This window comes from Hydrogenophaga sp. (assembly GCF_051860785.1).
Classification (GTDB): Bacteria; Pseudomonadota; Gammaproteobacteria; order Burkholderiales; family Burkholderiaceae_C; genus Hydrogenophaga.
Genome location: NZ_JBIMLB010000006.1, coordinates 90039 through 115683 on the forward strand (window position 1 = coordinate 90039; position 25645 = coordinate 115683).

Genomic DNA, 25645 nt, shown 5'->3' on the forward strand with positions numbered 1-25645 from the left:
GCACGGGGGAAATGCGGATCAGGGGTGGGTCTCCGCGATGGGGGGCTCGTGCAGGCTCACGGCGATGCCGGCCAGTGCCGCAGCGGGCGCGCGGTAGCGGCGCATCACCAGCGGGTCGTGGCCGGGCACCACGTGATCGGGGGTCTCGGCCAGGCGCAGCAGTGTCTGGTAGCCATCCACAGCCTCGCCGACGTTGAACATGGTGGTGAACACGCGCCGCTGCTCGAAGTGCTCGTAGTAGTGGCTGGCGTCGGACGCAAGCACCACCCAGCCGCGCGCGGTGTGCACACGCACGCACTGCAGGCCATGGGTGTGGCCACCGATGCGGTGCACGCTCAGGCCCGGGGCGAGTTCGGCTTCACCCCGGTGGAAGGCCACGCGGTCCTTGTAGACCATGCGCACCATGCCGACCACTTCGTCCACCTCGTAGCCGTGGTTGAACTGGCGGTGCCGCATGTGGCGTCCCGTGGCATAGGCCATCTCGTCGTCCTGCAGGTGGAAGCGTGCCTGCGCGAAGTCGTCGAAGGTGCCCACGTGGTCGTAGTGCAGGTGGGTGATGACCACGTCCTGCACGTTGCCGGCTTCCACGCCCATCAGCGCCAGCGCCTCGGCGGGATGGCGCAGCAGCGTTCGACCGCGCTTCACGGCCACCTCGGCGCCGAACCCGGTATCGACCACGACGGTCCGGCCCTCGCCACGGATCAGCCACACGTAGTAGTCCATGGGCATGGGCGCATCGTGCGGATCGCCACCCAGGAAATGGTTCTTGCGACGCCCGTCGCGCGTGGCGTAGCGCAGGGCGTGGACTTCGTAGCAGGGCAATGGCCTGTTCATGGAATGCTCGCTGGCTGACGGTGGCCTTGCACGGGCGCAGCGGCGTGGGAAAGGGCCTCGGCGTCCAGCGCCAGCGCGGCCATCCAGCCGTCGCGGATGGCGGCCAGGAAATCGCCCGGTGCCTGGGCGTCGCCTACCCGGGTTAAGGGCACACCGGCCTGGTTCACCGCATCCAGCGCATCCAGCTGAGGCTGCGGGCCGGTGGCGAACACCAGCCAGTCGCCCACCGGCAGTTCGCTGGCCGGCGCATCGCCGATGCGCACGTGCAGCCGGTCGCCCACCACGGCGTCCATGCGGCAGCGCGTGACCAGGCGGACACCGTCGGCGACCAGGCGCTCCAGCAGCTCCATGCGGTTGTTGCGCGCCATGCCCAGGCAGGCTGCGTCCTGCATCTCCAGGATCTGGATGTCGCAGCCGCGCCCGCGCAGCAGGTCGGCCAGTTCGGCGCCGACCATGCCGCCACCCACGATCGTCAACCGCGTCTGCGGGCCAAAGCGCTCGGCCTGTTCGAACAGGTCCCACGCGTGGCACACCTGCACGGCCGGCGAGAGCCGCTCCAGGGACAGGGGCGGCTTGCGCGGGTGCGAACCGGTGGCCACGATCACGTGGTCCGGCCCGAAAGCGCGGATCATGGCCTCGTCGGCCTGGACGCCGGTGCGCACCGGCACCGCCAGGCGTTCGATCTCCTGCCAGCGGTCGGTCCACACCGGCCATACCTCGGTCTTGTCCGGTGCGGCCACTGCCAGGTGGATCTGTCCACCGGGCCGCGCAGCGCGCTCCCAGATCTCCACATCGTGTCCCCGCTCGGCCAGCACGCGCGAGGCCTCGACACCGGCCACGCCAGCGCCCAGCACCAGCACACGCCTGCGCGGTGCGCTGGCGCGGGGCGCCGGCGGCAGCACGTGCTCCATGGCCTCGAACTCGGTGCCCACCATCGGGTTCTGCACGCAGCTCACGTCCTTCTCCAGCGTCAACCGCTCGAAGCACACGTTGCAGGCAATGCAGCGGCGGATGGGCGCGGCCATCTCGCCAAAAGCCTTCAGGCACCAGTGCGGGTCGGCGTACAGCGCGCGGCCGAGCGACACGAAGTCGGCGCTGCCCGAGGTGAGCAGCGCTTCGGCGTCCTGCGGTTCCACCACACGCCCGGCCACCATCACCGGGATCGACACAGCCTGCTTGATCGGCCTGGCCACGGGCCCGAGGCAGCCGCGCGGAAAGGAAGGTGGCTGGATGCAGTACTTCGAGAGCTGGGGACTCTCGTTGCTGCCACCGGAAAGATCGATGGCTGCCGCGCCCGCCTGCTCCACGGCGCGCGCCAGTTCGATGATTTCTTCCTGCGTGTAGCCCGCCGGTGTGTATTCGCTGGCGCTCAGGCGCACGATGAGCCGCAGGTCGGGCAACGCCTGGCGGATGCGGTCCATGGTCTCCAGCAGCAGGCGCATGCGGTTCTGGATGGCGCCGCCGTATTCGTCGGTGCGCTGGTTGATGCGCCGCGTGAAGAACTGCTGGAACAGGTACCCGTTGGCGGCGTGGATTTCCACGCCGTCATATCCGGCGCGCCACAGACGCCGCGCGGCGTCCACAAACAGGCGCTGGATGTCGTGGATCTCGCTCACGCGCAGTGCACGAACCGCGTCGCCGGTGTTTGGATTGACCCAGTCCGAAGGCCCCACCGGCTCCATGTTCAGCACCGAGCGGCGCAGCAGCGCCCCGCGGTGGTTGAGTTGCGCAAAAGCGCGGCAGTCGTGCGCCTTGATCGCTTCGACGATGCTGGCCAGGCCCGGGATGAAGCGGTCGTGGTAGCAGCACAGCGAGTTGTGGTGCGGGCGCGCCTGCTGCGTGACCACCATCGCCTCCGTCATGATCGCGCCCACCCCGCCCCGGGCGCGCTCGGCGTAGTACGCCACATCCCGTGCGGTCGACAGGCCGTCGGTGGTGCTGTAGTTGGTGCCCATCGGCGCCATCACCACGCGGTTTTTCAATGTGAGCCCGCCCAGGCTTCCGGGTTGTTTCAAGTGCATCGGGGCATCTTATCCATGCGTTATGGATCGATAAAGTACGTAAAATTCCATTCAGTATTGAAATGAATTCATAAATAAAGCCATGGACAATCTCAACGCGATCACTGTCTTCGTGCGGGTCGCCGAAGCCCGCAGCTTCACGGCCGCCGCCGAGCGCCTGGGGCTGACCCCCTCGGCCGTGAGCAAGGCCATCACACGGCTGGAGAAGGAGTTGGGGGTGCGGCTCCTTCACCGCTCCACGCGGCTGGTCAACCTCACCAACGACGGGGTGGGCTTCTTCGAGCACTGCCGCGAGATCCTGGCCTCGGTGGAAGACGCCGAGCGCGCCGTGACGCTGGCCAAGGCCTCGCCACATGGCCGCTTGCGCATCCAGATGCCGGTGGGCTTCGGGCGCCGCGTGGTCATGCCCGCGCTGCGCCAGCTTTCACAGCGCCACCCCGCGCTGATGGTGGACGCCGAACTGAGCGACCGCGTGGCCGACCTGGCGTACGAAGGATTCGACGCCGCCATCCAGATCGGGCAGGTCGGTGGCGACCTGCTCGTCGCGCACGAGATCTGCCGCCTTCGCTTCACCGCACTGGCCTCGCCGGAGTACCTCGCGCAACACGGCGAACCGCGCACGCCGGACGACCTCGACCAGCACAGCTGCCTGGCTTACGTGTCTCCGCTAACCGGGGGTTACCGGCCCTGGGAGTTTTCGCGCGACGGGCAGACCTTCTCGCGCCGCGTATCGGGTCGGCTCAACGTGAACCACGCCGACTCGCTGGTGGAGGCCGCCATCGCGGGTATGGGCATCGTCATGATCAGCAATTTCATCGCCGCCGACGCCATCAAGCGCGGCCTGCTCAAGCCCATCCTCAGCGACTTCGTGGCCCCCGGACCCAAGGTCCATCTGGTGCATCTGCCCAGCCGGGTGGTCTCGCTCAAACTGCGCGCGCTCATGGAGTCGCTGGACGAAGCCGTGGCCGCGTTCGATCAGGTGCTGGAACCCAGTGGCGCAACTCAGGCAAGCGGACAGGCCCCACGCCCTGAAAACCCGGCGGTGTAGCATGGGAAGGCCCTGACCAACCCCAAAGGTGAAGAGGCCATGAACGAGCGCCATGCAGCATCGCGGCTCCCCGCACTCATCACGTTCCTGATCGTGCTGGCCGTGGCCGGCTATTTTGGCTGGCGGTATTTCCACCAGCCGGTGGTTCCGCCGCAGGATGTTCCGGTGGTGTCCCAGCCCGCCGGACCCGTTGCACCGGCCGCGTCCGCACCCACGGCCGCGCCCACCATCCAGCATCCGGTGGATCCCCCCGGCACCGAAACGGCGGTGGCACCCACGCCGCTGCCCGCGCTGGCCAATGCCGATGCCCTGGTGCGCGAGCTGGTCACCGGTCTGATCACCAGCAAGGACGTGGTGACCTTCCTGCAAATGGACGGCTTCATCCGGCGCGTGGTGGCCACGGTGGACAACCTCCCACGTGAACAGGCGCCGCTGATGAGGTGGCCCGTGTATCCCACGCCCCAGCGCTTCACCACGCAGCGCAGCGACACCGGCGTGGACACCATCCACCCGGACAACAGCCGGCGCTACGTGCCCCTGGTGCAACTCATCGAATCGGTGGACAGCGCCAAGGCGGTTGCGGTGTACCGGCGCCTTTACCCCCTGTTTCAGCAGGCGTACGAAGAACTGGGTTTTCCGGGCCGCTACTTCAACGACCGACTGGTGCAGGTGCTCGACCACCTCATCGCCACGCCGGTGCAGACCGGCCCGCTGGCCGTGACGCTGGTGGAGGTGAAAGGCGAGGTGCCGTCCACCCGGCCCTGGGTGCGCTACGAATTCGCCGACCCCGCGCTGCAATCGATGTCGGCAGGGCAGAAGATGCTGGTGCGCACCGGCGCAGAGAACCACCAGCGCCTGCGCGCCAAGCTCGTCGACATCCGTTCTCGCGTGGCTCGGCGATGACACACCCCAATCCATGAACAAAGTTCTGCTCACCGGGTTCGAGCCCTTCGGCGGCGAAACCATCAACCCGAGCTGGCTCGCGGTGAAGGCGCTGCACGGGCGCAAGATGCTCGGCCGCACGGTGGTGGCTGCGCAGTTGCCCACCGTGTTCGACGATTCGCTGCGCGTGCTGAACAAACTGCTGCTGGAACACCAACCCGAGCTGGTGGTGTGCGTGGGCCAGGCCGGCGGGCGCCACGCCATGTCCCTGGAACGCGTGGCCATCAATGTGAACGACGCGCCCATTGCCGACAACGCAGGTGCCCAGCCCATCGACACCCCGGTGGTGCGCCGCGCACCGGTGGCCTACTTCACCACCCTGCCCATCAAGGCCATGCTCGCTGCGCTGCACCGTGAAAACATCCGCGCCGAAGTCTCCCAGACCGCCGGCACCTTCGTCTGCAACCACGTGTTCTACGGGCTCATGCGCATGCTGGCCACGAACCACGCCTTGCGGCACACACGCGGCGGCTTTGTGCACGTGCCCTGGCTGCCGGAGCAGGGCGCACCCCACATGTCGCTCGACGACCTTGTGCGCGGGTTGAGGGCGGCAGTGCGGTGCGCGCTGAGGGTGCAGGAGGATCGGGTGATGGGGGCGGGGGCGACGGATTGAGCACAGGCGACTCAAGCCTGCCACACCCCAAACCCCGCCGATCGCAGATCGATCCCCACCTCGATCTCCTTGTCCACCGCGTCCTCGTAGCGCATCGGGTTGAAGCCCTCGTACAGGTCCGGCAGCAGGCGCAAACCGTACTTGAAGACGTACGCGTTGGCCTGGATGCCCGCCTTGTGCTTGTCGAAGCGCACGTCCGGGTCCAGGCCGGTCATGCCCACGTACACGCAGGGCTTGCCGTCCACGTAGTCCGGGTTGCACTGGCGGAACTTGTGCTCGAGCAGCACGTCCCTGTGCAGCTCGATGACGTAGACGTGGTGGTGGGGGCGACGGCTCATGGCTTCATCCGGGGCGGCACCATTATGGGTTGCTCCCTATAATCGCGCCCTTTTTTCTCGACGGAGCCCGGCCATGCATCTGGAGATTGCGCAGTCCACCCCCACGGCCGCCGCCATGGCGCGTGTGGTGCAGGCCCACTACCCGCTGGGCGATGTGGTGGACGCTGAATTCCTGCGGCGCAGCTTCAACCAGGTGTACCGGCTCACCCTGGCCGATGGCCGCCGCGTGGTGGCGCGGCTGTGCGCCGAGCGCCCGCGTGGCGAGCCCCGCCTGCAGTTCGAGGCCGACGTGCTGCAACACCTGCGCGCACGCGGCTGTCCCGTGGCCGCCAGTCTGCCTACCACCACGGGCGATGTGGCGGTGCGCATCACGCTGCCCGAAGGCGAGCGCGAAGTCATGCTGTTCGAACACCTGGACGGCGAAGCCACCACCGACCTGCCCGCCAACATCGAGGCCTTCGGGCGCGGCCTGGCGCAACTGCACACGGCGGGTGAGGGATTGCAGAGCGACGCGCCCCACTACACGCTGGATCTGGACCACCTGCTGCTGCGCCCGCTGCAACACCTGCTGCGCGCCCCCACCATGACGGCCGAGCTCCGCCCGCAGTTCGAAGCCCTCGGCCTGCGGCTGCGAGACCGCATTGCCGCGCTGGGTGAACTTACCCAGGTGCTCTGCCACGGCGACGCGCACAGCGACAACAACTTCATCACCGTGAACGAGAGCGAGGGCGACGAAAGTGAACGCCAGGCTGTGTTCTTCGACTTCGACGACACAGGCCCGGGCACCCTCGCCTACGAACTCGCCGTGTACCCGTGGTGGCTGCACCCGCGCAACGTGGATGGCGTGTGGAGCGAGAAGGCGCTGGCACGGTGGAACCACTTCATCTCCGCCTACCAGGCCGTGCGCCCCTTGAGCGAAGCCGATGTGGCCGCCCTGCCCATGTTCGTGGCGGTGCGCCAGTTCTGGCTGCTGGGCGAATACGCAGGGCGCGTGCCCGTGTGGGGCTCACAGGCCATGCCGCTGGACTATTTGCAGCGGCAGGTGAAGGTGTTGACGCAGTGGGAGACGTTGGAGCTGGCGGTGCGTGAGTTCCCGGCTGCGGGCGCGTCAGGCTGAAGGCTTGCCAAGGCGGCGCAAAGCCCGCACTTTTTGCCACAGCAGCGCCTTTGGCATCTGCATGTCCATCGCCTGCATGCAGCGCTCCAGCCAGCCTTTGCGATTCTGCAAGCGGTCGATCGCTTTCTCCAGATCGCGCGTGATCGCCGGGCCATAGGCCTGCTCAGCCTTGGCGCTTGCGGCGCGCAGTGAGCGCAGCGGCAAGGCCATCATGGCCAAGTCGATCACGTCGCGGTTGAACACGCCATCGTCCGCCTGCCGGTCTGAGTTGGCGAGCAGCTTGGAGGCCGCCAGATCCAGAGTCGTAAGGGTGCTCACGCCGCATATGTTGTCGCTCATCTGCGGTGGCTCGAGTTCGATGCGCGCCTCCCGCACGATCTCGAACTTGATGGCATGCCCGTCCATCTGAACCTGCGTCCGAATGCCGTACTGGTCCGCCCGAATCTCGCGCACCACAACCAGGGGTTGCGCGCCCACCCGTGTGATCGCACCCAATCCCGTGGGGCCAGTGAGCAACTGCCGCAGCTCGCGGTAGCCCACTGTGTCCGATACGAGAAAGTCGATGTCCACCGATTCGCGGTATTCGCCATGCCGCAAGGCGATGCAGGTCCCACCGCCAAACAGGCAGGCATGCTGGCGCAGCGTGTCGCCGTCGAGTGCGGCCAGCACATGCGCAATGCGCTGGTGATGAGGCCGCTCAAACTCCATCGGGTGTTTCCTTTGCTGGGTGCTTGTCTTGCAACCCGAGTCGAAGCGCGTCGAGCAAGTCTTGCTCGTCGGCCGACATGGCCTGCGCGTCCAGGTGGCGCGCATTGCGCTCGTAAATGCCCAGGGCCTCCATCGGCGTGAGCGTCTCGGTGCCGTGCACCTGCCAGGCCAGCGAGCGAAGCTGCGGGTAGTCGTGGAGGTGCACGCGTGCGGGAATCCAGCCCTTGCGGTCTTGGCGCTCCGACGCCACATCCGCCAACTGCCCGGCAGAGTGCGCCTGCCACACCATGCCCAGCGCCGCCAGCACGTTGCCCCAGGCCCCCGCAGCCACCGAAGGCTCGCCCTTCTCTACGCGGTGCAACGTCACGCGCGATATTCCGGCCGCCTCTGCAGCGGCCGTGGCACTCACGCCCAGCGCTTTGCGCCGAATCCGAATCTGCACGCCCAACGACTTGAGCTGAGCGGCGCTGGCTTCGGTGACGGGTGGGGTGGTGGTTGGCATTTGCTTCTCATTTTGATCAAAATTGGCATTTTGTCAATTATGAGAAACATAAAATTACAGCCAAACCCGCCCATCCCCAGGCCCGGTGTCAATCGTGAACTCCGGCGACCCACCCAGCACGAAGGCGCCCAGCACGAAGCTGAGCACGGCAATGAACAGGCTGGCCCAGAACGCTGTCCAGAACCCATCCACCTTGAAGCCCTCCACGATCTTGGCCACCAGCAACAGCATCAGCGCGTTGATGACCAGCAGGAACAGGCCGAAGGTGATCACGGTCAAGGGCAGTGTGAGGAAAACCAGCAGCGGCCGCACGATCGCATTGGCGAGGCCCAGGAGCAGGGCCGACACCACCAGCGCCGAGGTGCTCCCGAACCGGATGCCCTTGAACAGATGGCTCGCCACCCAGAGGGAGAGGGCGGTGATGGCCCAGTGGAGGAGGAAGGGGGTCAGGTTGGTGAGCATGGGGTGTTCCCGAACGATTACTTGCCCCAGGAGTCCTTCAACCCCGTCACCCGATTGAATACCGGCTCCCCCGTCACATGATCCACCCGATCCGCCACAAAGTACCCATGCCGCTCGAACTGGAACTTCTCATCCGGCTTGGCGGCGGCCAATGAAGGCTCCACGTAAGCGGTGACGACCTTGAGGCTGTCGGGGTTCAGGGCTTCGATGAAATCCTTCCCACCCGCATCCGGGTGCGCATCGCTGAACAGGCGGTCGTAGAGACGCACTTCGGCTTGCACGCCGTCGGCCACGCTCACCCAGGTGATGGCGGCCTTGGCTTTCACGCTGTCGGCGCCTGGGGTGCCGCTCTTCGTGTCGGGGATCACCTTGGCGTGCACTTCGGTCACTTGGCCGTTTGCGTCCTTGGCGCCGACGCCGGAGCATTCGATGACGTAGCCGCCTTTCAAGCGCACCACGTTGCCGGGGAACAGGCGCTTGTAGCCTTTGGGGGGCACTTCTTCGAAGTCTTCGCGTTCGATCCAGACTTCCTTGCCGATCTTGAACACGCGCGGCGCCGGCTCGGGCTGGCCTTCGGGAATGGCGCTGTGGGGCAGGGCGGGCTGGGTGCAGTCTTCGGTGTGGTCGTCGGAGCCGAACACCTCGCCCCAGTTGGTGAGCACCAACTTGACGGGGTCGAGCACGGCCATGCCCCGGTGGGCCTTGTTCTCCAGGTCTTCGCGCAGGCAGCCTTCTAGCGTGCTGTAGTCGATCCAGGAATCGCTCTTGGTCACGCCGATGCGTTCGGCAAACAGTTGAATGCTCTCTGGCGTGTACCCGCGCCGGCGCAGGCCGACGATGGTGGGCATGCGCGGGTCGTCCCAGCCGCTGACCTTGTGGTCGTACACCAGTTGCGCCAGCTTGCGCTTGCTGGTGATGACGTACGTGAGGTTCAACCGTGCAAATTCGTATTGCCGTGGCGGCGGGGTTTTCAGCAGGCCGCCTTCGCACAGGCGTTCCAGTAGCCAGTCGTAGAACGGGCGCTGGTCTTCGAATTCGAGTGTGCAGAAGGAGTGGGTGATCTGTTCCAGCGCGTCCTCGATGGGGTGTGCGTAGGTGTACATGGGGTAGATGCACCAGGTGTCACCCGTGCTGTGGTGCGTGGCGCGGCGGATGCGGTAGATGGCCGGGTCGCGCAGGTTGATGTTGGGGCTGGCCATGTCGATCTTGGCGCGCAGCACCATGCTGCCGTCTTCGTGCTGGCCGTCGCGCATTTCGCGGAATCGCGCCAGGTTCTCGGCCGGCGTGCGGCTGCGGAACGGGCTGTCCACGCCCGGCTTGCCGAAGTCGCCGCGGTTCACGCGCATCTGCTCCACGGTCTGTTCGTCCACATAGGCGTGGCCCGCTTCCACCAGGTATTCGGCGGCGCGGTACATGAAATCGAAGTAGTCGCTGGCCTGGTACAGGTGGGTCTCGCCGTGGGCCTGCCAGTCGAAGCCGAGCCACTTCACCGCGTCGATGATGCTGTCGACGTACTCGGTGTCTTCCTTTTCGGGGTTGGTGTCGTCAAAACGCAGGTGGCACACGCCGCCGTAGTCGCGCGCCAGGCCGAAGTTCAGGCAGATGCTCTTGGCGTGGCCCACGTGCAGGTAGCCGTTGGGCTCGGGCGGGAAACGGGTGCGGATTTTTGCCGGGTCGGGCTGCCCGGCGGCGTGGTGGGCCGCGTCGCCGGGGCTGCCGGCCCACTGTCGGCTGGTGTAGGTACCGGCGGCCAGGTCGTGTTCGATGATCTGGCGCAGGAAGTTGCTGACCTTGTGTTCGCCGTCTTCGGCGGGGGTGTCGGGCTTGTTGGCAGGGGTGGTGGAGCTCATGCCGCATTCTATTGATGTGGTTTGCCGGGGCGCGGCTTTCCGCTATCGTCCTGCCAACAGGAAGAGGAAACGCATATGAACAAGGACGCCCCCGACACCATGCCCGGCGAGGAACCTCCGCGCTGGCAGATCACGAAGACGGAAGACGTGTTCCTGCCCAGCGTGCGCGTGCAGCTCACCTGGCGCGATGTGGAGGCCGCCGTGGAGCAGGGCGCCATCCTGCCCGCCGAGGCGCATGCGCTCTGGGCTTCCTGGGCCGCACCTGGCAGCCCGCAGCGCGTAGCGGCCCCGCCCGCGGTGGACACGCAGCCCCAGCCGCTGGAAGCCCTGCCATCGCCTGCCGCACCTTCACCGGTGCACGCCAGCCCGGTGTTCTCGTTCACCAACACGCTCTACTACTTCGGCGGCATGCTGGCCATTGGCGCCATGACGCTTTTCATGAACCTGGGCTGGGCGATCTTTGGTTCCTGGGGCGTGTTGGCCATCTCGGTGGGCTACCTCGTGGGCGCCCTGGCGGTGGCGAGCAACCTGCTGCAGAAAGGCCTGCGCACGCCGGCTGGCATTCTGGCCACGCTGGCCGTGTGCCTGGTGCCGCTGGCGGTGTGGTCCCTGCAGTCGGGCATCGGCCAGTGGCCTGAGGGCGGGCCCGAGAACTATCGCGATTACCACCGCTTCATCGACTGGCGCTGGCTCACGCTGGAGCTCGCCACGCTGATTGCCGCCGTGGTGCTGCTGTGGCGTTTCAAGCTGCCCTTCCTGGTGATGCCGGTGGCCGTGACCATCTGGTACCTCAACATGGACGTGGCGCACATGCTGATGCAGAAGGACGGCCTGGACTGGGAATTCACGCGCGACGTGTCCCTGGTGTTCGGCCTGGCCACCTGTGCGCTGGCCGTGTGGGTGGACCTGCGCACACGCACCGCCACCGGGGCGGAGAACCGGCAGGACTTTGCCTTCTGGCTCTACCTGTTCGGCGCCGTCATGTTCTGGTGTGGCCTGAGCCTGCGCGAAAGCAATTCGGAACTCAACAAGTTCCTCTATGCGCTGATCAACGTGTTCATGGTGTTCCTGGGCGCGGCCATCGGGCGGCGCGTGTTCACCGTGCTGGGTGGCTTTGGTGTGGCCGGCTACCTGGGCTACCTCGCCTACCGCGTGTTTGAAAACAGCCTGCTGTTCCCGTTCGCGCTCACGCTGCTGGGGCTGGCGGTGGTGGCGCTGGGCATCTGGTGGCAACGCAACGAACCTGCCATCCATGCGCGGCTGGCGGGCTGGCTGCCAGCGGCCTTGAAGCCGCTGGCATCGCGTTGACGTTCAATACGTCAGATTCAGCTGGAGCACGGCGGTGGTGCCGCTCACCTCATTGCCCACCACCAGCAGCGGCTTGCCGTTGGGCGAGTCCTTGGCGGCGATGAACACCAGGCCTTCGGGACCCAGGTCGCCAGCGGTGGCCAGGTCGGGCGGGTTGGTCAGCCATTCGTCGCGGGTGTTCAGGTAGTCCACACGCACCGGTGCGGTCGGCGTGGTGATGTCGTACACCAGCACGCCGCCCATGCGCTCCAGGCCGATGAAGGCAAAGGTCTTGTTGCCGATCCTGCCCAGCGCGATGCCTTCGGGTTCCGGTCCCTTGGCGTCGCTGCGGCTGTCCTTGGCGTTGCCTTCGTCGTGACCCGAGTTGAAGAAATCGGTGCAGGGGATGTTGCGGGTGGATCCGAGCCTGCAGTCGGTGCTGTTGAGGAACTTCTCGATCTCCGCGCCCGAGTCCCACACCAGGCCGCCGTTGGCGTTCCAGATGCTGAAGGAGCGCGCACCGTAGCTGTAGAGCCTGTCGTACATGAGGCGGTTGCCGGCCGGGTCCTGCACGCCGGCGGCCGAGAACATCATCGGCGAGCCGTCGGGGTTGGTGCGGTAGCCCATGGTCCAGCTGATGTTCAGACGGCCCAGGGCCGAATCCGCGCGGCAGCCGGCGGGGTCGCCTGCCACGGCACCGCAATAGCCGAAGACCGCCGGGTCGAGCAGCCCACCGGCGGCGATAGCGTTGAGCTGGGGCGGCAGGTCGTCGCCGGCTCGGCCCGACCAGCCGTTGCGGTTGACCAGGTGCTTGACGCGGAACTCCTCCACAAAGCCCTGGCTGGCGTCGCCGGCCCAGTAGGCGGCGTTGTCTTCGCCCCAGGCGCGCGCGTCGCCTTCGTTGGCCGTGACCAGGTAGGTCTGTCCGCCGACGGTGTACGAGGCCATCGCGTCCGGCAGGAACATGCCGTGCACACCCGGCCAGGTCCTGATGGTGACCGCACCGCCTTCGGTGTCGGAGGCGTCGAGCTCGTTGCCGGCCACGCCGTGGTCCTTGAAGCCCAGCGGCAGGATGTCGGTGACCGTGGCGCTGGCGATGTTCACCCTCGCCAGTGCGTTGTTCTCCTGCAGCGTGACCCAGGCCGTGGTGCCATCGGCCGAAACGGCGATGTACTCGGGCTCCAGGTCCTGCGCCACGGTGGCGTTGGGGCCGTAGATGCGCACACCTGCCGTGCGCAGAGCCGCGGCCTGTGCATTGAAGGCGGTGAAGGTGGCCTTGCGTTCCACGGGCGCGGCGGGGTTGCGCACGTCGATGATGCTGATGCTGCCTTCCGGGTCGACCTGGTAGTCGTCGCTGGGCTCGCCTTCGTTGGCCACCAGCACGGTCTGGCCGTCGGGCGTGAAGGTGACCATGTCGGGCAGCGCACCCACGGCGACCGAGCCGAGCAGGGTCAGGTCGCTCGCGCGGTACAGCGCCATGAGGCCGTTGTCGGTCTTCACCGCCGCCTGGATTGCCACGGCCACGATGCCGTTGTGCACGGCCACGCTGTTGATCGACGCACCGGCCAGCAGGGCGGTGGCGTCGATCACGCCGATCTTCGTCGGGCTGATGGGGTTGGTGAGGTTCAGCACATCGACCGCGCCGAGTTGGGCGTTCACCACGAAAAGGCGCTTGCTGGCGGCATCGAACGCCGGGATTTCTGCCGCGCTCACGCCGAACTGGCCGGTGCTGTAGCTGCCGATCTTCTGCAGCGTGAGGCCCGCCGGTGTGGCTTCGGGCGCCGGGCTGGGTGCAGGTGTGTCGTCGCTGCCGCCGCCACAGGCGGCGAGGACAGCGATCATGACGAGGGAGGTGGTGAGCAGGCGCAGGGAGGGGTGTCTCATGGTGGGTCTTGACGATCGGGATGGAAACCCCCGGTTGTATGGACCCGCCGTGACGTCGGCGTGACGAAACCGTGTCGGCGCCGTGAAGCAGCGCGCACCGGCTATTGGCCGAAGCGCGGGCCATCCTTCAGAAAAGCCAGTTCTTCCGCCGTGCTGGTGCGGTCCAGGGCGGCGTTGCGATGCGGGAAGCGGCCGAAGCGCAGCACGATGTCACGGTGCAGTTTCGCAAAGTGCAGGTTGCGCCCCAGCGTCTCGCGCAACTCCGGTGGACTGGTGTCCACCAATCGCTGAAAGCGCGCCACGGCCTCGTCCTGCGAGGCGAGGTCCTCCGCGTGCACCAGCGGCATGTAGAGGAACACGTGGCCCACCGTGGCGAGGTCGCGGTCGAGCCCGGTGGCCAGGGCATCGCGCACCAGCCGCTGCGCGCGCGCGTCGCCTGCGAAGGCCTGGGGCTGGCCGCGGTGGATGTTGCGCGTGAACTGGTCGAGCAACAGCACCAGTGCCAGGCGCGTTTCCATGTGGGGCTCCCAGTCGCCCAGCCCGCCCGCCAGGGCCTGCGCCACCAGCGGGCCGAAACGCTGTCGGATGCTGGCGTCCAGCTCCGGGCCGCCACCAAACCAGAGTTCATCGCGGTTGTCGGAACACCAGCCGAGCTGCAGGCCGTCGCCAAGCCAGAAATCGAGCACGTCCTGCGCGCCAGCCGGGTTGGAGGAGGTGGGTGTATTCATGGTTTTCCCTAGGAAACTGGATACGGTTACCGGTGTCGTTACGTCTGGCAACGACTTTGACTGTGCATAGGGAAGAGCGTATCGCGGAAAATTCTGTAATACGTTCACAGGGTGCCATTCAGCCCTGCCTAAGGAGCCCCACATGAAAGCCATGACGTTCAACACCGCCTGGAGCCGCAGTTCGGGCTGGGCACGCGGCCTCACCATCGCCACCCTGGCCGCTGGCGCCTGGGCATTGTCCGGTATCGCCACGCAGGCAGAAGCCCGTGGCAATGACGTGTACTTTTCCGTCGGCGTGAATACCCCCGGCATTGCCGTGGGCGTGTCCAACGCGCCACCCGTGTACTACGCACCGCGCCCGATCTACCACGCACCGCGTCCCATCTATTACGCGCCGCCGCCGGTGTACTACGTGCCGCCGCCCGCCTACTACGCGCCGCGTCCCATCTACCGCTCCCATTGGGGCCATGGCCCGCGCTGGGACGATCGCCGCGACTGGCACCGTGACCGTGGGCATCGCGGTCATCGTCACGGCCATCGCTGAGCGCTCGAGCCGGGCTTACATCGCCCGGAACCGGTCCGCGTAGAGGCGGCTCACGGCCAGCGCTTCGGGACGGCCGCGCAACCGCAGGCTCAAGCGCCCCGCTTCGTTGCGGGTGACGCTGTCGATGGCATCGGCGCGCACCACGGTTCCGCGGTGGATCTGCCAGAACACGGTCGGGTCCAGTTGTGGCAGCAGTTCTTTCAGCGGGGTGCGGATCAGCACTTCGCTGTTGGCCATGAGCACGCGCACGTACTTGTCGGCCGCCTCGAAAACAAGCACCTCGCTGATGGGCACCATGCGGATGCCCTGGCCCACGCTGGCGGGGATCACTTGCAACCGGGGCGCTGCGGGTGCCTCGCCGCCAGCCAGCAGCGCTCGCAGCTGGGCCAGTGAGGCATCGAGCCCGGCCGGCGCGGCCTGGCGGGAGGCCAGTTGGGACTGCACCCGTTGCACCGCGCGCAGCAGTCGCTCGGGCTGCACGGGCTTGAGCAGATAGTCCACCGCCTGCGCTTCGAACGCCTGCACGGCGTAGGCGTCGTAGGCGGTGACGAACACGATGGCCGGAAACGGTACGCCTGCCGGCCACGCGTCAGCGAGCTCGGCGGCGGTTTCGAGCCCGCTCAGGCCGGGCATGCGGATGTCGAGAAACAGCACGTCGGGCTGGTGGGCCAGCGCCTGCGCCACGGCCGATTCGCCGTCACCCACGACGGCACTGATGTGGAGCGCGGGCCATGCAAGTGCCAGTTCGGACTGCAGTGCCCGGGCCAGCAGAGGTTCGTCTTCGGCAATGAGCGCGGTGGTGTTCATGTCATGCCACTTTCAAGGGCAGGGTGAGCAGGGCGCGCGTGCCGCCACCGGGGCGGCTGTCCCAGTCCAGCCGGGCCTGGCCGTGGTAGGCGGTGTCCAGGCGCTCGCGCACTTGCGCCAGACCAAAACCCGCTTGCGGATCGGGCTCGCAGCCCACGCCGCTGTCGCTGACTTCCAGTTCCAGGCTGCTGGCACCCGCGCGCGCAGCCACCCTGACCTCACCGCCTTCGCGGCTGGGCTCCAGACCGTGGCGGATGCAGTTCTCCACCAGCGGCTGCAGCAGCAGCGGCGGCAGGCTCTGCCCGGCCAGGTGTTCGGGCAGGTCCAGCGTGTAGCGCAGGCGCGGACCCATGCGCACGGCCATCAGCTCCAGGTAATCGCGCAGCCGGGCGAACTCCTCGGCCAGGGTGTGGCGCCCGGCGGTGGCCTCGGTTCGCGAGGCGGTGAGGGTGGCGCGCAGGAAATCGTTGAGCCGATCCAGCATGGCGGTGGCGCGATCGGGATCGGTGCCGATCAGGGCGCGCAGGTTGGCCAGCGTGTTGAACAGCATGTGCGGTTCCAGCTGCGATTCGAGCAGTTTGAGCCGCGCTTCGCTGGCCTGGCGCTGGGCCTCTTCCTGCCCCAGCCGCGCCCGCGCCAGCATTTCGCGGCTGGTGAAAAAGTACGCGCCGAAGCCACCGGCCGAGAGCGACATGAGCACGAAGCCCAGCGTGGCACGAGGAAAGTTGTTCAGTCCCAGCAGCAGTTCGCGGCCCAGCAGCAGGTTGGCCGACACGCTCCCCATCAGGTAGGACGCCAGCACCGAAACCACCACCAGTGCGGCCATGGCCGGCGCACCGGGCCAGCCGCCGGGGTTGAGGACATAGCGGCCTCCATCGATCAGCACCCAGATGAACATGCCGATGAACTGCGAATACAGCAGGTTCACCGCGAAGCTCTCGCCCCCGACTGCGGTGATGGCCAGCGCGATGACCGTGTTGAACACCACAGCCACGAGGGCGCGGCGGGCGATGGTGGCGGGCTTCAACGGCGGCATGGACGCAGAGTATCCCGCACGCAGGGCGCCGCAGTCACAGGCCGCTGCGATCGCGGGACAGGCGCTCACGCTCCTGCGCCACCAGTCGGGCCTGCAGGCCGCCACCACCCAGCGCCATCCACACGCCCACGCCGTGCATGAGCAGCCCGAGTCCCCAGCCCAGTGCGGGGTAAATGGCCCATTGGCGGCCGCTGCTGAAAGAAAGGAAGGCAAGGGCGGTGTTGACGGCGAGAAAGACCATCGCGTGCACGTACCAGCCCATGCGGGCACCGGCTCGGCGGCGCGCACGGCGTTCGAGTTCGTCGTCGATCAGGGGGCGGGAAGCGGGGTACATGGCGAACTCCAGGGGGTGGGTGAAAAACAGATTCAGGCGATGCCGAGCCACTGTCCCCAGACCAGTTGGCCCAGGGTGCGGTGCGGCAGAAGGGTGAAGGCGCCAGCGCCCACGCAACCGGCAAAGTAGAGCGAAAGCATGGTGATGCGGTGGCCGCGCACGTTGCCGCGCAGCAGGAAGCGGAAGGCGAAGAACAAGGCGCCGAAGACCACGGGCACCAGCAAGTGCACCGGCGAGAAGCCGGCGATGTTGGGCATGTGCGGGTCGCTGATGAAGATGGCCGAAATGGCCGTGATCAGCATGAGCGTGACCCAGGCGTAACCGGCGGCGCGGTGCAGTCGCGGCCGTTGGCCGGTGGGTTGGCGGCGCGCCCACAAGGCGAGCGGGCCAATGAGCAGGGCGGCCAGGGCGGCGGCCAGGTGGATGGCAATGACCGGGGTGAGCTGCATGTCAAGCCTCCTGCCGAGCCGCCTCAAAGGAGGCTTGCACCCCCTCGGGGGGCAGTGAGAACACGAAGTGTCGAATGTGGGGGCTCATGGCATCTCCTTGGAGGTGGGCAGGTGAGCCGGACTGTGCCGACGACCTGCTGCCTTTGCCATGCGTTTGCGATGGATTCGCTGCCTGCGTTCGTGAAACGACGCCTGACGGCGCGAACGGTGCTTCAGGCGAGGGTGAAGCGGAAGGTGGCGCCTTCGCCGGGCGCCGCCTCGGCCTGAAGCTCGCCACTGTGGCGCTGCACGATGCGCCGTGCCGTGGCCAGGCCAATGCCCAGCCCACTGAACTCGTTGGGCATGTGCAGGCGCTGGAATGGCTGGAACAGCTTGGCCGCGCGCGCCATGTCGAAGCCCGCGCCGTTGTCGCTGACGCAGAACCAGGTCTTGCCGTCGCGGCGCTGCGCGTACACGCGCACCGAAGCCAGGGGCGTCTGGGCGGTGTATTTCCACGCGTTGTGCAGCAGGTTCTGCATCAGCGCTTCCACCAGAGGCGGGTCGCCCAGGGCCTGCAGGCCCGGGTCCACGCGCCACTGCACCTGGCGCTGGGGTTCGGTGGTGGCAGACTCTTCCAGCAGCCGTGTGGCGATGGCGCTGATATCGACAGGCTCTCGCTGCAACTCGCCGCGCGCGAACTGGGACAGCGTGAGCAGGCCGTCGATGAGTTCGCCCATCTTCTTGCTTGCCCCCATGATCCGTTCCAGGTGAGCCTGGCTGTCGTTCTCCATGGAAGGGTTGTCTTCCCGCAGCGCCTGCGCAAAGCCATTGATGATGCGCAGCGGCGAGCGAAGGTCGTGCGCCACCGCGTAGGAATAGCTCTCCAGTTCTTCGTAGGCAGCCTCCAGTGCCTGGGTGCGCAGGCGGATGCGCTGCTCCAGGGAGGCATGGAGTCGCTGCACCTCGAGTTCACTGCGCTTGCGCGCCGTGATGTCTTGTATCACGCCGAGGGCGCGCACGGCACGGCCATTGGCATCGCGCTCGAATTCGGCCTGCACCAGGAACCAGCGGACATCGGGTCCAAACATCAGGCGGTATTCGATGTGGTAGCTCGTCTTGCCCTGCAGCGCGAGTGACCACAGCTGCAGCGCTCGCGGCTGGTCGTCGGGGTGCGTGAGTGCGAGCAGGTCCTCGCCACTGAACTCGGCTGAAGGCAGGCCCAGGACCTGGTGCGAACCAGCCAGCGTGACGAAGCGTCCCGTGGCGAGGTCGGCCTTCCAACTGGCGAGGCCGGCCAGCGCGTGGGCCTGACGCAGCAGGTGCTCATTGGTGCGCAGTGCTTCCTCGGTCGCCTTGCGGGCCGTGATGTCCTGCACCACGGCGATGAGGTAGTCGGGCTCGCCGGCTTCGGTGCGCACCAGCGACAGCGTGAGGTGGACCCACACGGTGTGGCCGCGCTTGTGGATGTAGCGCTTCTCGAAGCTGTAGTGCGTGATCTCGCCATCCAGCGTGCGCTGGAGCTGATTCATGTCCAGTGCGAGATCTTGCGGGTGTGTGAAATCGCGGAAGTGCATGCCCAGCATTTCCGCCTTGGTGTAGCCCACGATGTCGCAATAAGTCTGGTTGACACGGATCCAGCGGCCGTCGATGTGGCTGTGGGTCATCCCGGTGGCGCCTTGCTCGAATGTGTCTTCCAGCTTGCGCTTGCTCTCTTCCAGCAGCTTCGAGGCACCGCGCAGGTCGCGGTTGCGGCGCTGCATGAGCGCAATGGAGCCCACCACCACGATCTGCGTGATCAGGTGCCACAGGTTGAGCCAGAAGGCCTCGACCGGGTTCTCAATGGAAAAACTGAAATAGGGCCGGACCAGCAGGAAGTTGATCAGCACCATGCCGACCGCGGTGCTGAACATGCCCACGCGGAACCCGCCATAGAGCGCGGAAACGGCAGCCGCCAGAGAAAGGGTGATGAAGCGCCCACCCGACTCGGCAGGTGCCAGTTCCATCCTCAGCCAGGCCGCCAGGAGGGTGACCAGCAGAGCGACCGTGTATCGGTTCAGTGCGCTGCGCCGCTCCGGCTGCCAGTCCACCAGCTTCTGCCAGTAGCGGTGAGCCGGGGACCCCGTAGGGGCAGAGGTGGTCATGGGGCGTGGACGGGGTGAGACAGATGGGTGGAGTTGGAAGACGTTATACCGGATGACCTCGTGGGCGTGTCAGGGCCTGCAACAGCGAGTCGATGGCGTTGGCTGTTTCCTGCGGTTTTTCCATCGGGAAGAGATGGCTGCCTTCGACCATGGCCAGCCGCTCGGGATGGTCGCGGCCCACGAGCCGCAGCGTCATGGCCATGCCCACCTGCTTCATTTCCAGCGAGCGCGTACCGCCAATGAAGCCCACCGGGCAGCCCAGTGGGTGGCGGCGCAGCAGGCTGTCCAGGTTGTGAGGCAGGGTGTTGTAGATCGAGGTCTCGATGTCGCGATCGAAACCCAGTACGCGCTGCGACTGGCCACTTGAATCGGTGTGGTCGTGCGTGCCGTGGTGGATGTAGTCGTGCAGCACCTGCGGGTCCCAGTCGGCAAATGCCCGTTTGGAGACGAAGTAAGCGTGCGCAGCGGCGCTGTCGGGCCAGGCATTGCGTCGGCGCCGGCTGACCTTGCCCGGGGTGATGGAGCCCACGAGCTGCGTGCGTTTGACGACTTCCAGCGCACGGGCACGCCAGCCACCCAGCACGGGAGAGTCGATCAGCACCACGCCGCGCACCGCGTGGCCACCCAGGCGAGGATGGCGCGCGGCACACATGAGGCTGAGAAAGCCACCGAGCGAATGCCCCACCAGCCAGGCTCCCTCGCCGTGGCGTTCGATCTCGGGCGCCGCGAAGTCGGCGAGCTGTTGCACCAGGAATGGCCAGTTGCTGGTGACGGGGTAGCGCGGGTCGTGGCCGAAGCGGTCCACTGCGCGAACGGCATGGCCCCGTGCGCGAAGCGACCTGAACAACACGCCGTACGTGCTGGCGGGAAAGCTGTTGGCGTGCGAGAAGACGATCAGGGACACGCGCGCGCCCTCAGATCAGCTTTTCGCGCGCATTCGTGATCTTCTTCAGCGGCTGGCTGCGCGGCGTGCTGCACAGCAGGGGCACTTCGGTGTGGGCGCCGTCCCAGGTCGGGTCTTCGATGCTGTCGAACACTTCGCGCAGCTTCTGGCCCCAGGTGCTGTGCACCATGCGGAAGTAGGGGTTGTTGTCGTCGATGCAGGTGATCTTGTCGGACTGCAGGCGGTTCACTTCATAGACCGCCATGTCCAGCGGAAGGCCCACCGAGAGGTTGGACTTGAGCGTGGAATCCATGGAGACCAGCACGCACTTGGCCGCTTCGTCCAGCGGCGTCTCGGGCGTGATGACGCGGTCGAGCACGGGTTTGCCATATTTGGATTCGCCAATCTGGAAGAACGGCGTCTCCGACGTGGCCTCGATGAAGTTGCCGGCCGAATACACCTGGAACAGCCGCATGCCTTCACCCTGCACCTGGCCGCCGAAGATCATGGACACGTTGAACTCCACGCCGGCACGCTGCAGCGAGTCTCCGTCGCGTTCGTACACGTGGCGCACCGCTGAGCCGAGCACGCGCGCGGCATCGAACATGCTCTTCGCGTTCCAGATCGTGATGGGTTCGCCGCCATCGGCATCTTCCAGCTGCTCGACCTGCAAGATCTCGCGCACCGATTGAGACACGCTCAGGTTGCCGGCCGAGAGCAGGCACATGAAACGGTCGCCCGGTTTTTCATAGACGATCATCTTGCGGAAGGTGCTGATCTGGTCGAGGCCCGCGTTGGTGCGGGAATCCGACAGGAAGACCATGCCGGCATTGAGTTTCACGGCGACGCAGTAGGTCATGATGGCTTGCTCAGTTTCTTGAGTGTGTAGAGCTGTTCCAGCGCCTCGCGCGGGGTCAGGGAGTCGGGGTCGATCGCCTGCAGGGCGGCCTGCAGCGGGTGTGTCTCGGGCTCCAGTGTGGCAGGTGGCGGCGCGAACAGGTCCACCTGGCTGCGGCTTTCCTCGCTCTGGGCCTCCAGCGCGGCCAGGGCGTGGCGCGCATGCTGCACCACGCCGGCCGGCACACCGGCCAGGCGCGCCACCTGGATGCCGTAGCTGCGGCTCGCGGGACCGGGTTCGATCTGGTGCAGGAACACAATACCGCCCGATCTGCCACCGGCCTCGGCCGCGCTCACGTGCACGTTCACCGCCGCGTGGTGGCTGGCGGGGAACTCGGTGAGTTCGAAGTAGTGGGTGGCGAACAGCGTGAAGGCGCGCGACTTGTCGTGCAGGTGCGTGGCGATGCCGCCGGCCAGCGCCAGGCCGTCGAAGGTGGAGGTGCCGCGTCCGATCTCGTCCATGAGCACCAGGCTCTCGGGCGTGGCGGCGTGCAGGATCTGCGCGGCCTCGGTCATCTCCACCATGAAGGTGGACTGCGCATTGGCCAGGTCGTCGGCCGCGCCGATGCGGGTGTGGATGGCGTCGATGGGACCCAGGCGGCACTCGGCGGCCGGGACACAACTGCCCATGCTGGCCAGCAGCACGATCACCGCGACCTGCCGCATGTAGGTGCTCTTGCCGCCCATGTTGGGGCCGGTGATCACCTGCATGCGCTGCCTGGGGCCGAGCACGGTGTCGTTGGCGATGAAGCTGCCACCGCTGGTCTCGTTCAGGCGCGCTTCCACCACCGGGTGGCGCCCGCCGCGAATGTGGATGCAGGGCTCGGGCACGAACTGGGGCTCGCACCAGTTCAGCGTGAGCGCGCGTTCGGTGAGGGCGCACAGCGCGTCCAGCGCGGCCATGGCCCGGGCCAGTTGCGTGAGCGGAGCCACGAAATCCTGCAAGCGATCGAGCAGTTGTTCGTACAGCCATTTCTCACGCGCCAGGGCGCGGTCCTGGGCCGAGAGCGCCTTGTCCTCGAACGCCTTGAGCTCGGGTGTGATGAAACGCTCGGCGTTCTTCAGCGTCTGGCGACGGCGGTAGTCGTCCGGCACCTTGGCCGCCTGGCCCTGCGTGACTTCGATGTAGAAGCCGTGCACCTTGTTGAACTGCACGCGCAGGTTGGCGATGCCGGTGCGCGCGCGCTCGCGCTGCTCCAGCTCCACCAGGAAACCGTCGCAGTTGTTCTGGATGCCGCGCAGCTCGTCGAGCTCGGCATCGAAGCCATCAGCAATCACGCCGCCGTCGCGCACCAGGGCAGCGGGTTCGGCCAGCAACGCGGCGCGCAACAGGTCGGCGCAGCCCGCAGGCGGCGTCAGGTGCTGGGCTATGCCTTGCAGCAACGCGCTGGCGGGTTGATCTCCCAGCTGCCGTGCCAGTTGCTGCGCGCGCTCCAGCGTCTGTCCCAGGCCCACCAGTTCGCGCGGTTTCACCTGGCGCAGCGCGGTGCGCGCGGTGATGCGTTCGACGTCGCTGGCGCCCTTGAGCGACTGGCGCAGGCTCTGCCAGAGGCCACCGCGCAGCGCGCCGATGGCGGCCAGCCGATCGCGCGCCTGGGCACGGTCGCGCCGGGGTTCCAGCAGCCACTGGCGCAGCGCGCGGCTGCCCATGCCGGTGCAGCACACATCCAGCAGCGAGAACAGCGTGGGGCTGGTCTCGCCGCGCAGCGTCTGGGTGAGTTCGAGGTTGCGCCGCGTGTTGGCCGGCAGATCGATGCGCTCGCCGCTGCGCGCCACCTGCAGGCTGCGAACGTGGGTGAGGGTGCGACCCTGGGTGTGCTCGGCGTACTGCAGCAGCGCAGCGGCGGCGGCATGGGCATCGGGCAGATCCTGCGCATCCCAACCAGCCAGGCTCGCGGCCTGAAGTTGTTCCAGCAGCTTGCGCTGGCCCAGGCCGGCGTCAAAGGCCCAGGCCGGGCGCAGCACCGCCACCAGTCGCACGCCGTTGCCGCTGCTCTGGCTGGCCAGCGTCTGCACCGCGCGCTCGAACGCGGGCGTGGCTTCGGCGCTGTAGAGCAGTTCGCCCGGGCCGATGCGTGCCACCCAGTCGGCCAGTTCGTCGCTCGCGCACTGCGCCAGAAACACAATGCCCTGCGTGACCGACATCCAGGCCAGGCCGCAACCGGTGCGCGCACCTGGGTGCACGGCCATCAGCAGCGCCTCGGTCTTGTCGGAGAGCAGCTCGCTGTCGGTCAGCGTGCCGGGCGTGACCACGCGCACGACCTTGCGCTCCACCGGTCCCTTGGCGGTGGCCACGTCGCCCACCTGTTCGCAGATGGCCACCGATTCGCCGAGCTTGATCAGGCGCGCGAGGTAGGTATCGACCGAGTGAAAGGGCACGCCGGCCATGACCACCGGCCGGCCGGCCGACTGGCCACGCTGCGTGAGCGTGATGTCGAGCAGGCGCGCCGCCTTTTCCGCATCGGCGTAGAACAGCTCGTAGAAATCGCCCATGCGGTAGAACAGCAGCGTGTCCGGGTGATCCGCCTTGAGGGCGTGATACTGCTGCATCATGGGCGTGTGCGGGGACAGGCCGGCGGCGGCGGCGCTGTCTGAAAAATCGTGTTTCATCAATGACTTGGGTGAAGCGCGATATCTTAGGTGAAGGACGTTCCGGTGATCGAAGACAAGGGTTCCGACGGCAACAGGCGGGTGCCGTCCAGCCAGCCATGACCGCGCCGTGCCGCCATCTGGTCGTGGTGCTGGGCGACCAGCTCAACCGCGACGCCAGCGCCTTCGATGGCTTCGACGCGGCCCTGGACCGCGTGTGGATGTGCGAGGCCAGCGAGGAGAGCACGCATGTGTGGAGCAGTCAGCAGCGCATCGTGCAGTTCCTCGCTGCCATGCGCCATTTCGCTGCGGCGCTGCGCACCGAGGGTGTTCCGGTCGACTACGAGGAACTGTGCGAAGGCGGTTTGGGGGACGCGCTCGCTCAGGCCATGGTGCGGTGGCGTCCACGGCGGGTGCGCCTCACACAGCCTGGCGACTGGCGCGTGCTGCAGGCGCTGCGTGCGGCGGTGGGCAGCACGCCGCTGGACCTGCTGGAGGACCGCCACTTTCTCTGCAGCAACGCGCGCTTCGCGGCCCACGTGCGCGGGAAGAGGTCGTTGCGCATGGAGTTCTTCTACCGGGAGATGCGGCGGGATCACGGCATCCTCATGGAAGGGCAGCAACCTTGCGGTGGCGCATGGAACTTCGACACCGACAACCGCGAGGCCTTCGGGCCGAACGGGCCGGGCTTTCTGCCGCCGCCCTCCCGCTTCGAACTCGACCACATCACTCAGCAGGTGATCGAGCTGGTGGGTGTGAGGTTCAACGCCCATCCGGGCCAGGCCTCGCCGTTTGGCTGGCCCGTCACGCGTGAGCAGGCCTTGCTGGCGCTGCAGGCCTTCATCGACGAGCGCCTGGAACATTTCGGTCGCTGGCAGGACGCCATGTGGACCGGTGAGCCCTGGCTCTACCACGCGCACCTGGCCTCGGCGATGAACCTGAAGCTGCTCGATCCGCGCGAGGTGATCGCTGCGGCCGAATCGGCGTGGCGCGAAGGGCGTGTGCCGCTGGCCTCGGCCGAAGGCTTCATTCGCCAGATCCTGGGGTGGCGCGAGTACGTTCATGGCATCTACTGGCTGAAGATGCCTGACTACGCCGAGGTGAACGCGCTGGACGCGCACCACGATCTGCCGGCGTGGTACTGGACGGGTGACACGCCCATGCGTTGCCTGGCGGATGCGATCGGACAGACGCTGCGGCACGGCTACGCGCACCACATCCAGCGCCTGATGGTGACGGGGCTGTTCGCCCTGATGTACGGGGTGGAGCCCCGGCAGGTGCATGGCTGGTACCTGAGCGTGTATGTCGACGCGGTGGAGTGGGTGGAGCTGCCCAACACGCTGGGCATGAGCCAGTACGCCGATGGTGGCCTGCTGGCGAGCAAGCCCTACATCGCCAGTGGGCGTTACATCGAGCGCATGAGCGACCACTGCAGGGGCTGCCGCTTTGATCCGGGCCAGCGCACGGGCGATCTTGCCTGCCCTTTCACCACGCTGTATTGGGATTTCCTCATTCGGCACGGTTCGCGTTTCGCCAACCACCCCAGACTGGCACTGCAGGTGAAGAACCTCGCGCGCATCGACCCGCAGGAGCGCAGCGCGATACTGGCGCGGGCCGTCGAGGTTCGAAGCGACCGGATTGTCTGAACTGAA

At 67.0% G+C, this 25645-nt stretch carries 24 protein-coding genes; 7 read left to right on the forward strand and 17 right to left on the reverse strand.

The genetic code is table 11. The features are described from left to right. Positions 1-18 precede the first annotated feature (18 nt). Positions 19-834, reverse strand: coding sequence for an N-acyl homoserine lactonase family protein (locus ACTIF6_RS10380; protein ID WP_439587898.1), 816 nt, complete (start codon positions 832-834; stop codon positions 19-21). Then, on the reverse strand, positions 831-2855 hold the full coding sequence (locus ACTIF6_RS10385; protein ID WP_439587899.1) for an FAD-dependent oxidoreductase: 2025 nt from the start codon (positions 2853-2855) through the stop codon (positions 831-833). Before ACTIF6_RS10385 ends, ACTIF6_RS10380 begins: the two co-directional genes overlap by 4 nt. A gap of 82 nt (positions 2856-2937) precedes the next feature. On the opposite strand from ACTIF6_RS10385, the gene ACTIF6_RS10390 reads away from it, so the two are divergent. Genes ACTIF6_RS10390 through pcp form a run of 3 tightly spaced genes read left to right on the forward strand, consistent with a single transcriptional unit; the run spans position 2938 to position 5458 of the window. After that, complete coding sequence (locus ACTIF6_RS10390; protein ID WP_439587900.1) at positions 2938-3903, forward strand: LysR substrate-binding domain-containing protein; 966 nt, start codon at positions 2938-2940, stop codon at positions 3901-3903. A gap of 39 nt (positions 3904-3942) precedes the next feature. Next, positions 3943-4806, forward strand: coding sequence for a DUF3014 domain-containing protein (locus tag ACTIF6_RS10395; RefSeq protein WP_439587901.1), 864 nt, complete (start codon positions 3943-3945; stop codon positions 4804-4806). 13 nt (positions 4807-4819) lie between these two features. Beyond that, on the forward strand, positions 4820-5458 hold the full coding sequence (pcp, locus tag ACTIF6_RS10400) for a pyroglutamyl-peptidase I (RefSeq protein ID WP_439587902.1): 639 nt from the start codon (positions 4820-4822) through the stop codon (positions 5456-5458). Positions 5459-5469: 11 nt separating this feature from the next. Here pcp and ACTIF6_RS10405 read toward each other — a convergent pair whose 3' ends face one another. Further along, positions 5470-5796 (reverse strand): hypothetical protein, encoded by a 327-nt coding sequence (locus ACTIF6_RS10405; RefSeq protein ID WP_439587903.1) that lies wholly within the window; start codon positions 5794-5796, stop codon positions 5470-5472. Between the two features lie 73 nt (positions 5797-5869). On the opposite strand from ACTIF6_RS10405, the gene ACTIF6_RS10410 reads away from it, so the two are divergent. Then, positions 5870-6913 carry a phosphotransferase enzyme family protein gene (locus ACTIF6_RS10410; RefSeq protein WP_439587904.1) on the forward strand — a complete coding sequence of 348 codons (1044 nt, stop codon included), beginning with the start codon at positions 5870-5872 and terminating at the stop codon, positions 6911-6913. Here ACTIF6_RS10410 and ACTIF6_RS10415 read toward each other — a convergent pair. From ACTIF6_RS10415 to ACTIF6_RS10430, 4 genes are read right to left on the reverse strand one after another with little or no spacing between them, the layout of a single operon-like run. Further along, positions 6905-7621, reverse strand: a complete 717-nt coding sequence (locus ACTIF6_RS10415) for a nucleotidyl transferase AbiEii/AbiGii toxin family protein (RefSeq protein WP_439587905.1) — start codon at positions 7619-7621, stop codon at positions 6905-6907. The two genes, ACTIF6_RS10410 and ACTIF6_RS10415, sit on opposite strands and share 9 nt — an antisense overlap. Further along, positions 7611-8123 (reverse strand): helix-turn-helix domain-containing protein, encoded by a 513-nt coding sequence (locus tag ACTIF6_RS10420; protein WP_439587906.1) that lies wholly within the window; start codon positions 8121-8123, stop codon positions 7611-7613. The genes ACTIF6_RS10415 and ACTIF6_RS10420 overlap by 11 nt, the downstream gene beginning before the upstream one ends. A 54-nt stretch (positions 8124-8177) precedes the next feature. Next, positions 8178-8585, reverse strand: a complete 408-nt coding sequence (locus tag ACTIF6_RS10425; RefSeq protein WP_439587907.1) for a phage holin family protein — start codon at positions 8583-8585, stop codon at positions 8178-8180. Positions 8586-8602: 17 nt separating this feature from the next. Next, entirely contained in the window at positions 8603-10435 is a 1833-nt protein-coding gene (locus ACTIF6_RS10430) for a glutamine--tRNA ligase/YqeY domain fusion protein (protein WP_439587908.1), read from the reverse strand. Positions 10436-10510: 75 nt separating this feature from the next. Between ACTIF6_RS10430 and ACTIF6_RS10435 the strand changes: the two genes are divergently transcribed. Further along, entirely contained in the window at positions 10511-11743 is a 1233-nt protein-coding gene (locus tag ACTIF6_RS10435; protein WP_439587909.1) for a DUF2157 domain-containing protein, read from the forward strand. A gap of 3 nt (positions 11744-11746) precedes the next feature. On the opposite strand, the gene ACTIF6_RS10440 is transcribed toward ACTIF6_RS10435, so the two are convergent. Next, complete coding sequence (locus ACTIF6_RS10440) at positions 11747-13606, reverse strand: choice-of-anchor I family protein (RefSeq protein WP_439587910.1); 1860 nt, start codon at positions 13604-13606, stop codon at positions 11747-11749. Positions 13607-13707: 101 nt separating this feature from the next. Further along, entirely contained in the window at positions 13708-14334 is a 627-nt protein-coding gene (locus ACTIF6_RS10445) for a DUF924 family protein (protein ID WP_439587911.1), read from the reverse strand. A 142-nt stretch (positions 14335-14476) separates the two neighbouring features. Here ACTIF6_RS10445 and ACTIF6_RS10450 point away from each other — a divergent pair, with 142 nt between their 5' ends. Continuing rightward, positions 14477-14878 (forward strand): hypothetical protein, encoded by a 402-nt coding sequence (locus tag ACTIF6_RS10450; RefSeq protein WP_439587912.1) that lies wholly within the window; start codon positions 14477-14479, stop codon positions 14876-14878. 15 nt (positions 14879-14893) lie between these two features. Here the strand turns inward: ACTIF6_RS10450 and ACTIF6_RS10455 are convergent, their stop codons facing one another. The 8 genes from ACTIF6_RS10455 to mutS all read right to left on the reverse strand — a co-directional run bounded on the left by ACTIF6_RS10455 (position 14894) and on the right by mutS (position 24014). Further along, complete coding sequence (locus ACTIF6_RS10455) at positions 14894-15685, reverse strand: LytR/AlgR family response regulator transcription factor (RefSeq protein WP_439587913.1); 792 nt, start codon at positions 15683-15685, stop codon at positions 14894-14896. Between the two features lies 1 nt (position 15686). After that, entirely contained in the window at positions 15687-16721 is a 1035-nt protein-coding gene (locus tag ACTIF6_RS10460; protein ID WP_439587914.1) for a sensor histidine kinase, read from the reverse strand. A 34-nt stretch (positions 16722-16755) separates the two neighbouring features. After that, the gene (locus tag ACTIF6_RS10465) at positions 16756-17055 is read right to left on the reverse strand and encodes a 2TM domain-containing protein (protein ID WP_439587915.1); all 300 of its coding nucleotides are present in this window, start codon (positions 17053-17055) and stop codon (positions 16756-16758) included. Positions 17056-17087: 32 nt separating this feature from the next. Then, positions 17088-17504: a DUF2306 domain-containing protein gene (locus ACTIF6_RS10470; RefSeq protein ID WP_439587916.1), complete on the reverse strand. Its 417-nt coding sequence runs from the start codon at positions 17502-17504 to the stop codon at positions 17088-17090. 212 nt (positions 17505-17716) lie between these two features. Next, positions 17717-19624 (reverse strand): PAS domain S-box protein, encoded by a 1908-nt coding sequence (locus ACTIF6_RS10475; protein ID WP_439587917.1) that lies wholly within the window; start codon positions 19622-19624, stop codon positions 17717-17719. A 43-nt stretch (positions 19625-19667) separates the two neighbouring features. Next, a complete protein-coding gene (locus tag ACTIF6_RS10480) occupies positions 19668-20528 on the reverse strand; it encodes an alpha/beta hydrolase (protein WP_439587918.1) in 861 nt (286 codons plus the stop codon). A gap of 10 nt (positions 20529-20538) precedes the next feature. After that, a complete protein-coding gene (locus ACTIF6_RS10485) occupies positions 20539-21366 on the reverse strand; it encodes a peptidase (protein ID WP_439587919.1) in 828 nt (275 codons plus the stop codon). Then, on the reverse strand, positions 21363-24014 hold the full coding sequence (gene mutS / locus ACTIF6_RS10490) for a DNA mismatch repair protein MutS (protein ID WP_439587920.1): 2652 nt from the start codon (positions 24012-24014) through the stop codon (positions 21363-21365). Before mutS ends, ACTIF6_RS10485 begins: the two co-directional genes overlap by 4 nt. 98 nt (positions 24015-24112) lie before the next feature. On the opposite strand from mutS, the gene ACTIF6_RS10495 reads away from it, so the two are divergent. Next, positions 24113-25639, forward strand: a complete 1527-nt coding sequence (locus tag ACTIF6_RS10495; RefSeq protein WP_439587921.1) for a cryptochrome/photolyase family protein — start codon at positions 24113-24115, stop codon at positions 25637-25639. Positions 25640-25645 lie beyond the last annotated feature (6 nt).

Excerpts from the sequence above, each read along its gene's own strand:
- ACTIF6_RS10420 (WP_439587906.1), bottom strand. The coding sequence starts at position 8,123 with ATGCCAACCACCACCCCACCCGTCACCGAAGCCAGCGCCGCTCAGCTC.
- ACTIF6_RS10475 (WP_439587917.1), bottom strand. The coding sequence starts at position 19,624 with ATGACCACCTCTGCCCCTACGGGGTCCCCGGCTCACCGCTACTGGCAG.
- ACTIF6_RS10460 (WP_439587914.1), bottom strand. The coding sequence starts at position 16,721 with ATGCCGCCGTTGAAGCCCGCCACCATCGCCCGCCGCGCCCTCGTGGCT.
- ACTIF6_RS10430 (WP_439587908.1), bottom strand. The coding sequence starts at position 10,435 with ATGAGCTCCACCACCCCTGCCAACAAGCCCGACACCCCCGCCGAAGAC.
- pcp (WP_439587902.1), top strand. The coding sequence starts at position 4,820 with ATGAACAAAGTTCTGCTCACCGGGTTCGAGCCCTTCGGCGGCGAAACC.
- mutS (WP_439587920.1), bottom strand. The coding sequence starts at position 24,014 with ATGAAACACGATTTTTCAGACAGCGCCGCCGCCGCCGGCCTGTCCCCG.
- ACTIF6_RS10425 (WP_439587907.1), bottom strand. The coding sequence starts at position 8,585 with ATGCTCACCAACCTGACCCCCTTCCTCCTCCACTGGGCCATCACCGCC.
- ACTIF6_RS10445 (WP_439587911.1), bottom strand. The coding sequence starts at position 14,334 with ATGAATACACCCACCTCCTCCAACCCGGCTGGCGCGCAGGACGTGCTC.
- ACTIF6_RS10435 (WP_439587909.1), top strand. The coding sequence starts at position 10,511 with ATGAACAAGGACGCCCCCGACACCATGCCCGGCGAGGAACCTCCGCGC.
- ACTIF6_RS10495 (WP_439587921.1), top strand. The coding sequence starts at position 24,113 with ATGACCGCGCCGTGCCGCCATCTGGTCGTGGTGCTGGGCGACCAGCTC.
- ACTIF6_RS10485 (WP_439587919.1), bottom strand. The coding sequence starts at position 21,366 with ATGACCTACTGCGTCGCCGTGAAACTCAATGCCGGCATGGTCTTCCTG.
- ACTIF6_RS10440 (WP_439587910.1), bottom strand. The coding sequence starts at position 13,606 with ATGAGACACCCCTCCCTGCGCCTGCTCACCACCTCCCTCGTCATGATC.
- ACTIF6_RS10415 (WP_439587905.1), bottom strand. The coding sequence starts at position 7,621 with ATGGAGTTTGAGCGGCCTCATCACCAGCGCATTGCGCATGTGCTGGCC.
- ACTIF6_RS10395 (WP_439587901.1), top strand. The coding sequence starts at position 3,943 with ATGAACGAGCGCCATGCAGCATCGCGGCTCCCCGCACTCATCACGTTC.
- ACTIF6_RS10410 (WP_439587904.1), top strand. The coding sequence starts at position 5,870 with ATGCATCTGGAGATTGCGCAGTCCACCCCCACGGCCGCCGCCATGGCG.
- ACTIF6_RS10380 (WP_439587898.1), bottom strand. The coding sequence starts at position 834 with ATGAACAGGCCATTGCCCTGCTACGAAGTCCACGCCCTGCGCTACGCC.
- ACTIF6_RS10390 (WP_439587900.1), top strand. The coding sequence starts at position 2,938 with ATGGACAATCTCAACGCGATCACTGTCTTCGTGCGGGTCGCCGAAGCC.
- ACTIF6_RS10470 (WP_439587916.1), bottom strand. The coding sequence starts at position 17,504 with ATGCAGCTCACCCCGGTCATTGCCATCCACCTGGCCGCCGCCCTGGCC.
- ACTIF6_RS10450 (WP_439587912.1), top strand. The coding sequence starts at position 14,477 with ATGAAAGCCATGACGTTCAACACCGCCTGGAGCCGCAGTTCGGGCTGG.
- ACTIF6_RS10385 (WP_439587899.1), bottom strand. The coding sequence starts at position 2,855 with ATGCACTTGAAACAACCCGGAAGCCTGGGCGGGCTCACATTGAAAAAC.
- ACTIF6_RS10465 (WP_439587915.1), bottom strand. The coding sequence starts at position 17,055 with ATGTACCCCGCTTCCCGCCCCCTGATCGACGACGAACTCGAACGCCGT.
- ACTIF6_RS10455 (WP_439587913.1), bottom strand. The coding sequence starts at position 15,685 with ATGAACACCACCGCGCTCATTGCCGAAGACGAACCTCTGCTGGCCCGG.
- ACTIF6_RS10405 (WP_439587903.1), bottom strand. The coding sequence starts at position 5,796 with ATGAGCCGTCGCCCCCACCACCACGTCTACGTCATCGAGCTGCACAGG.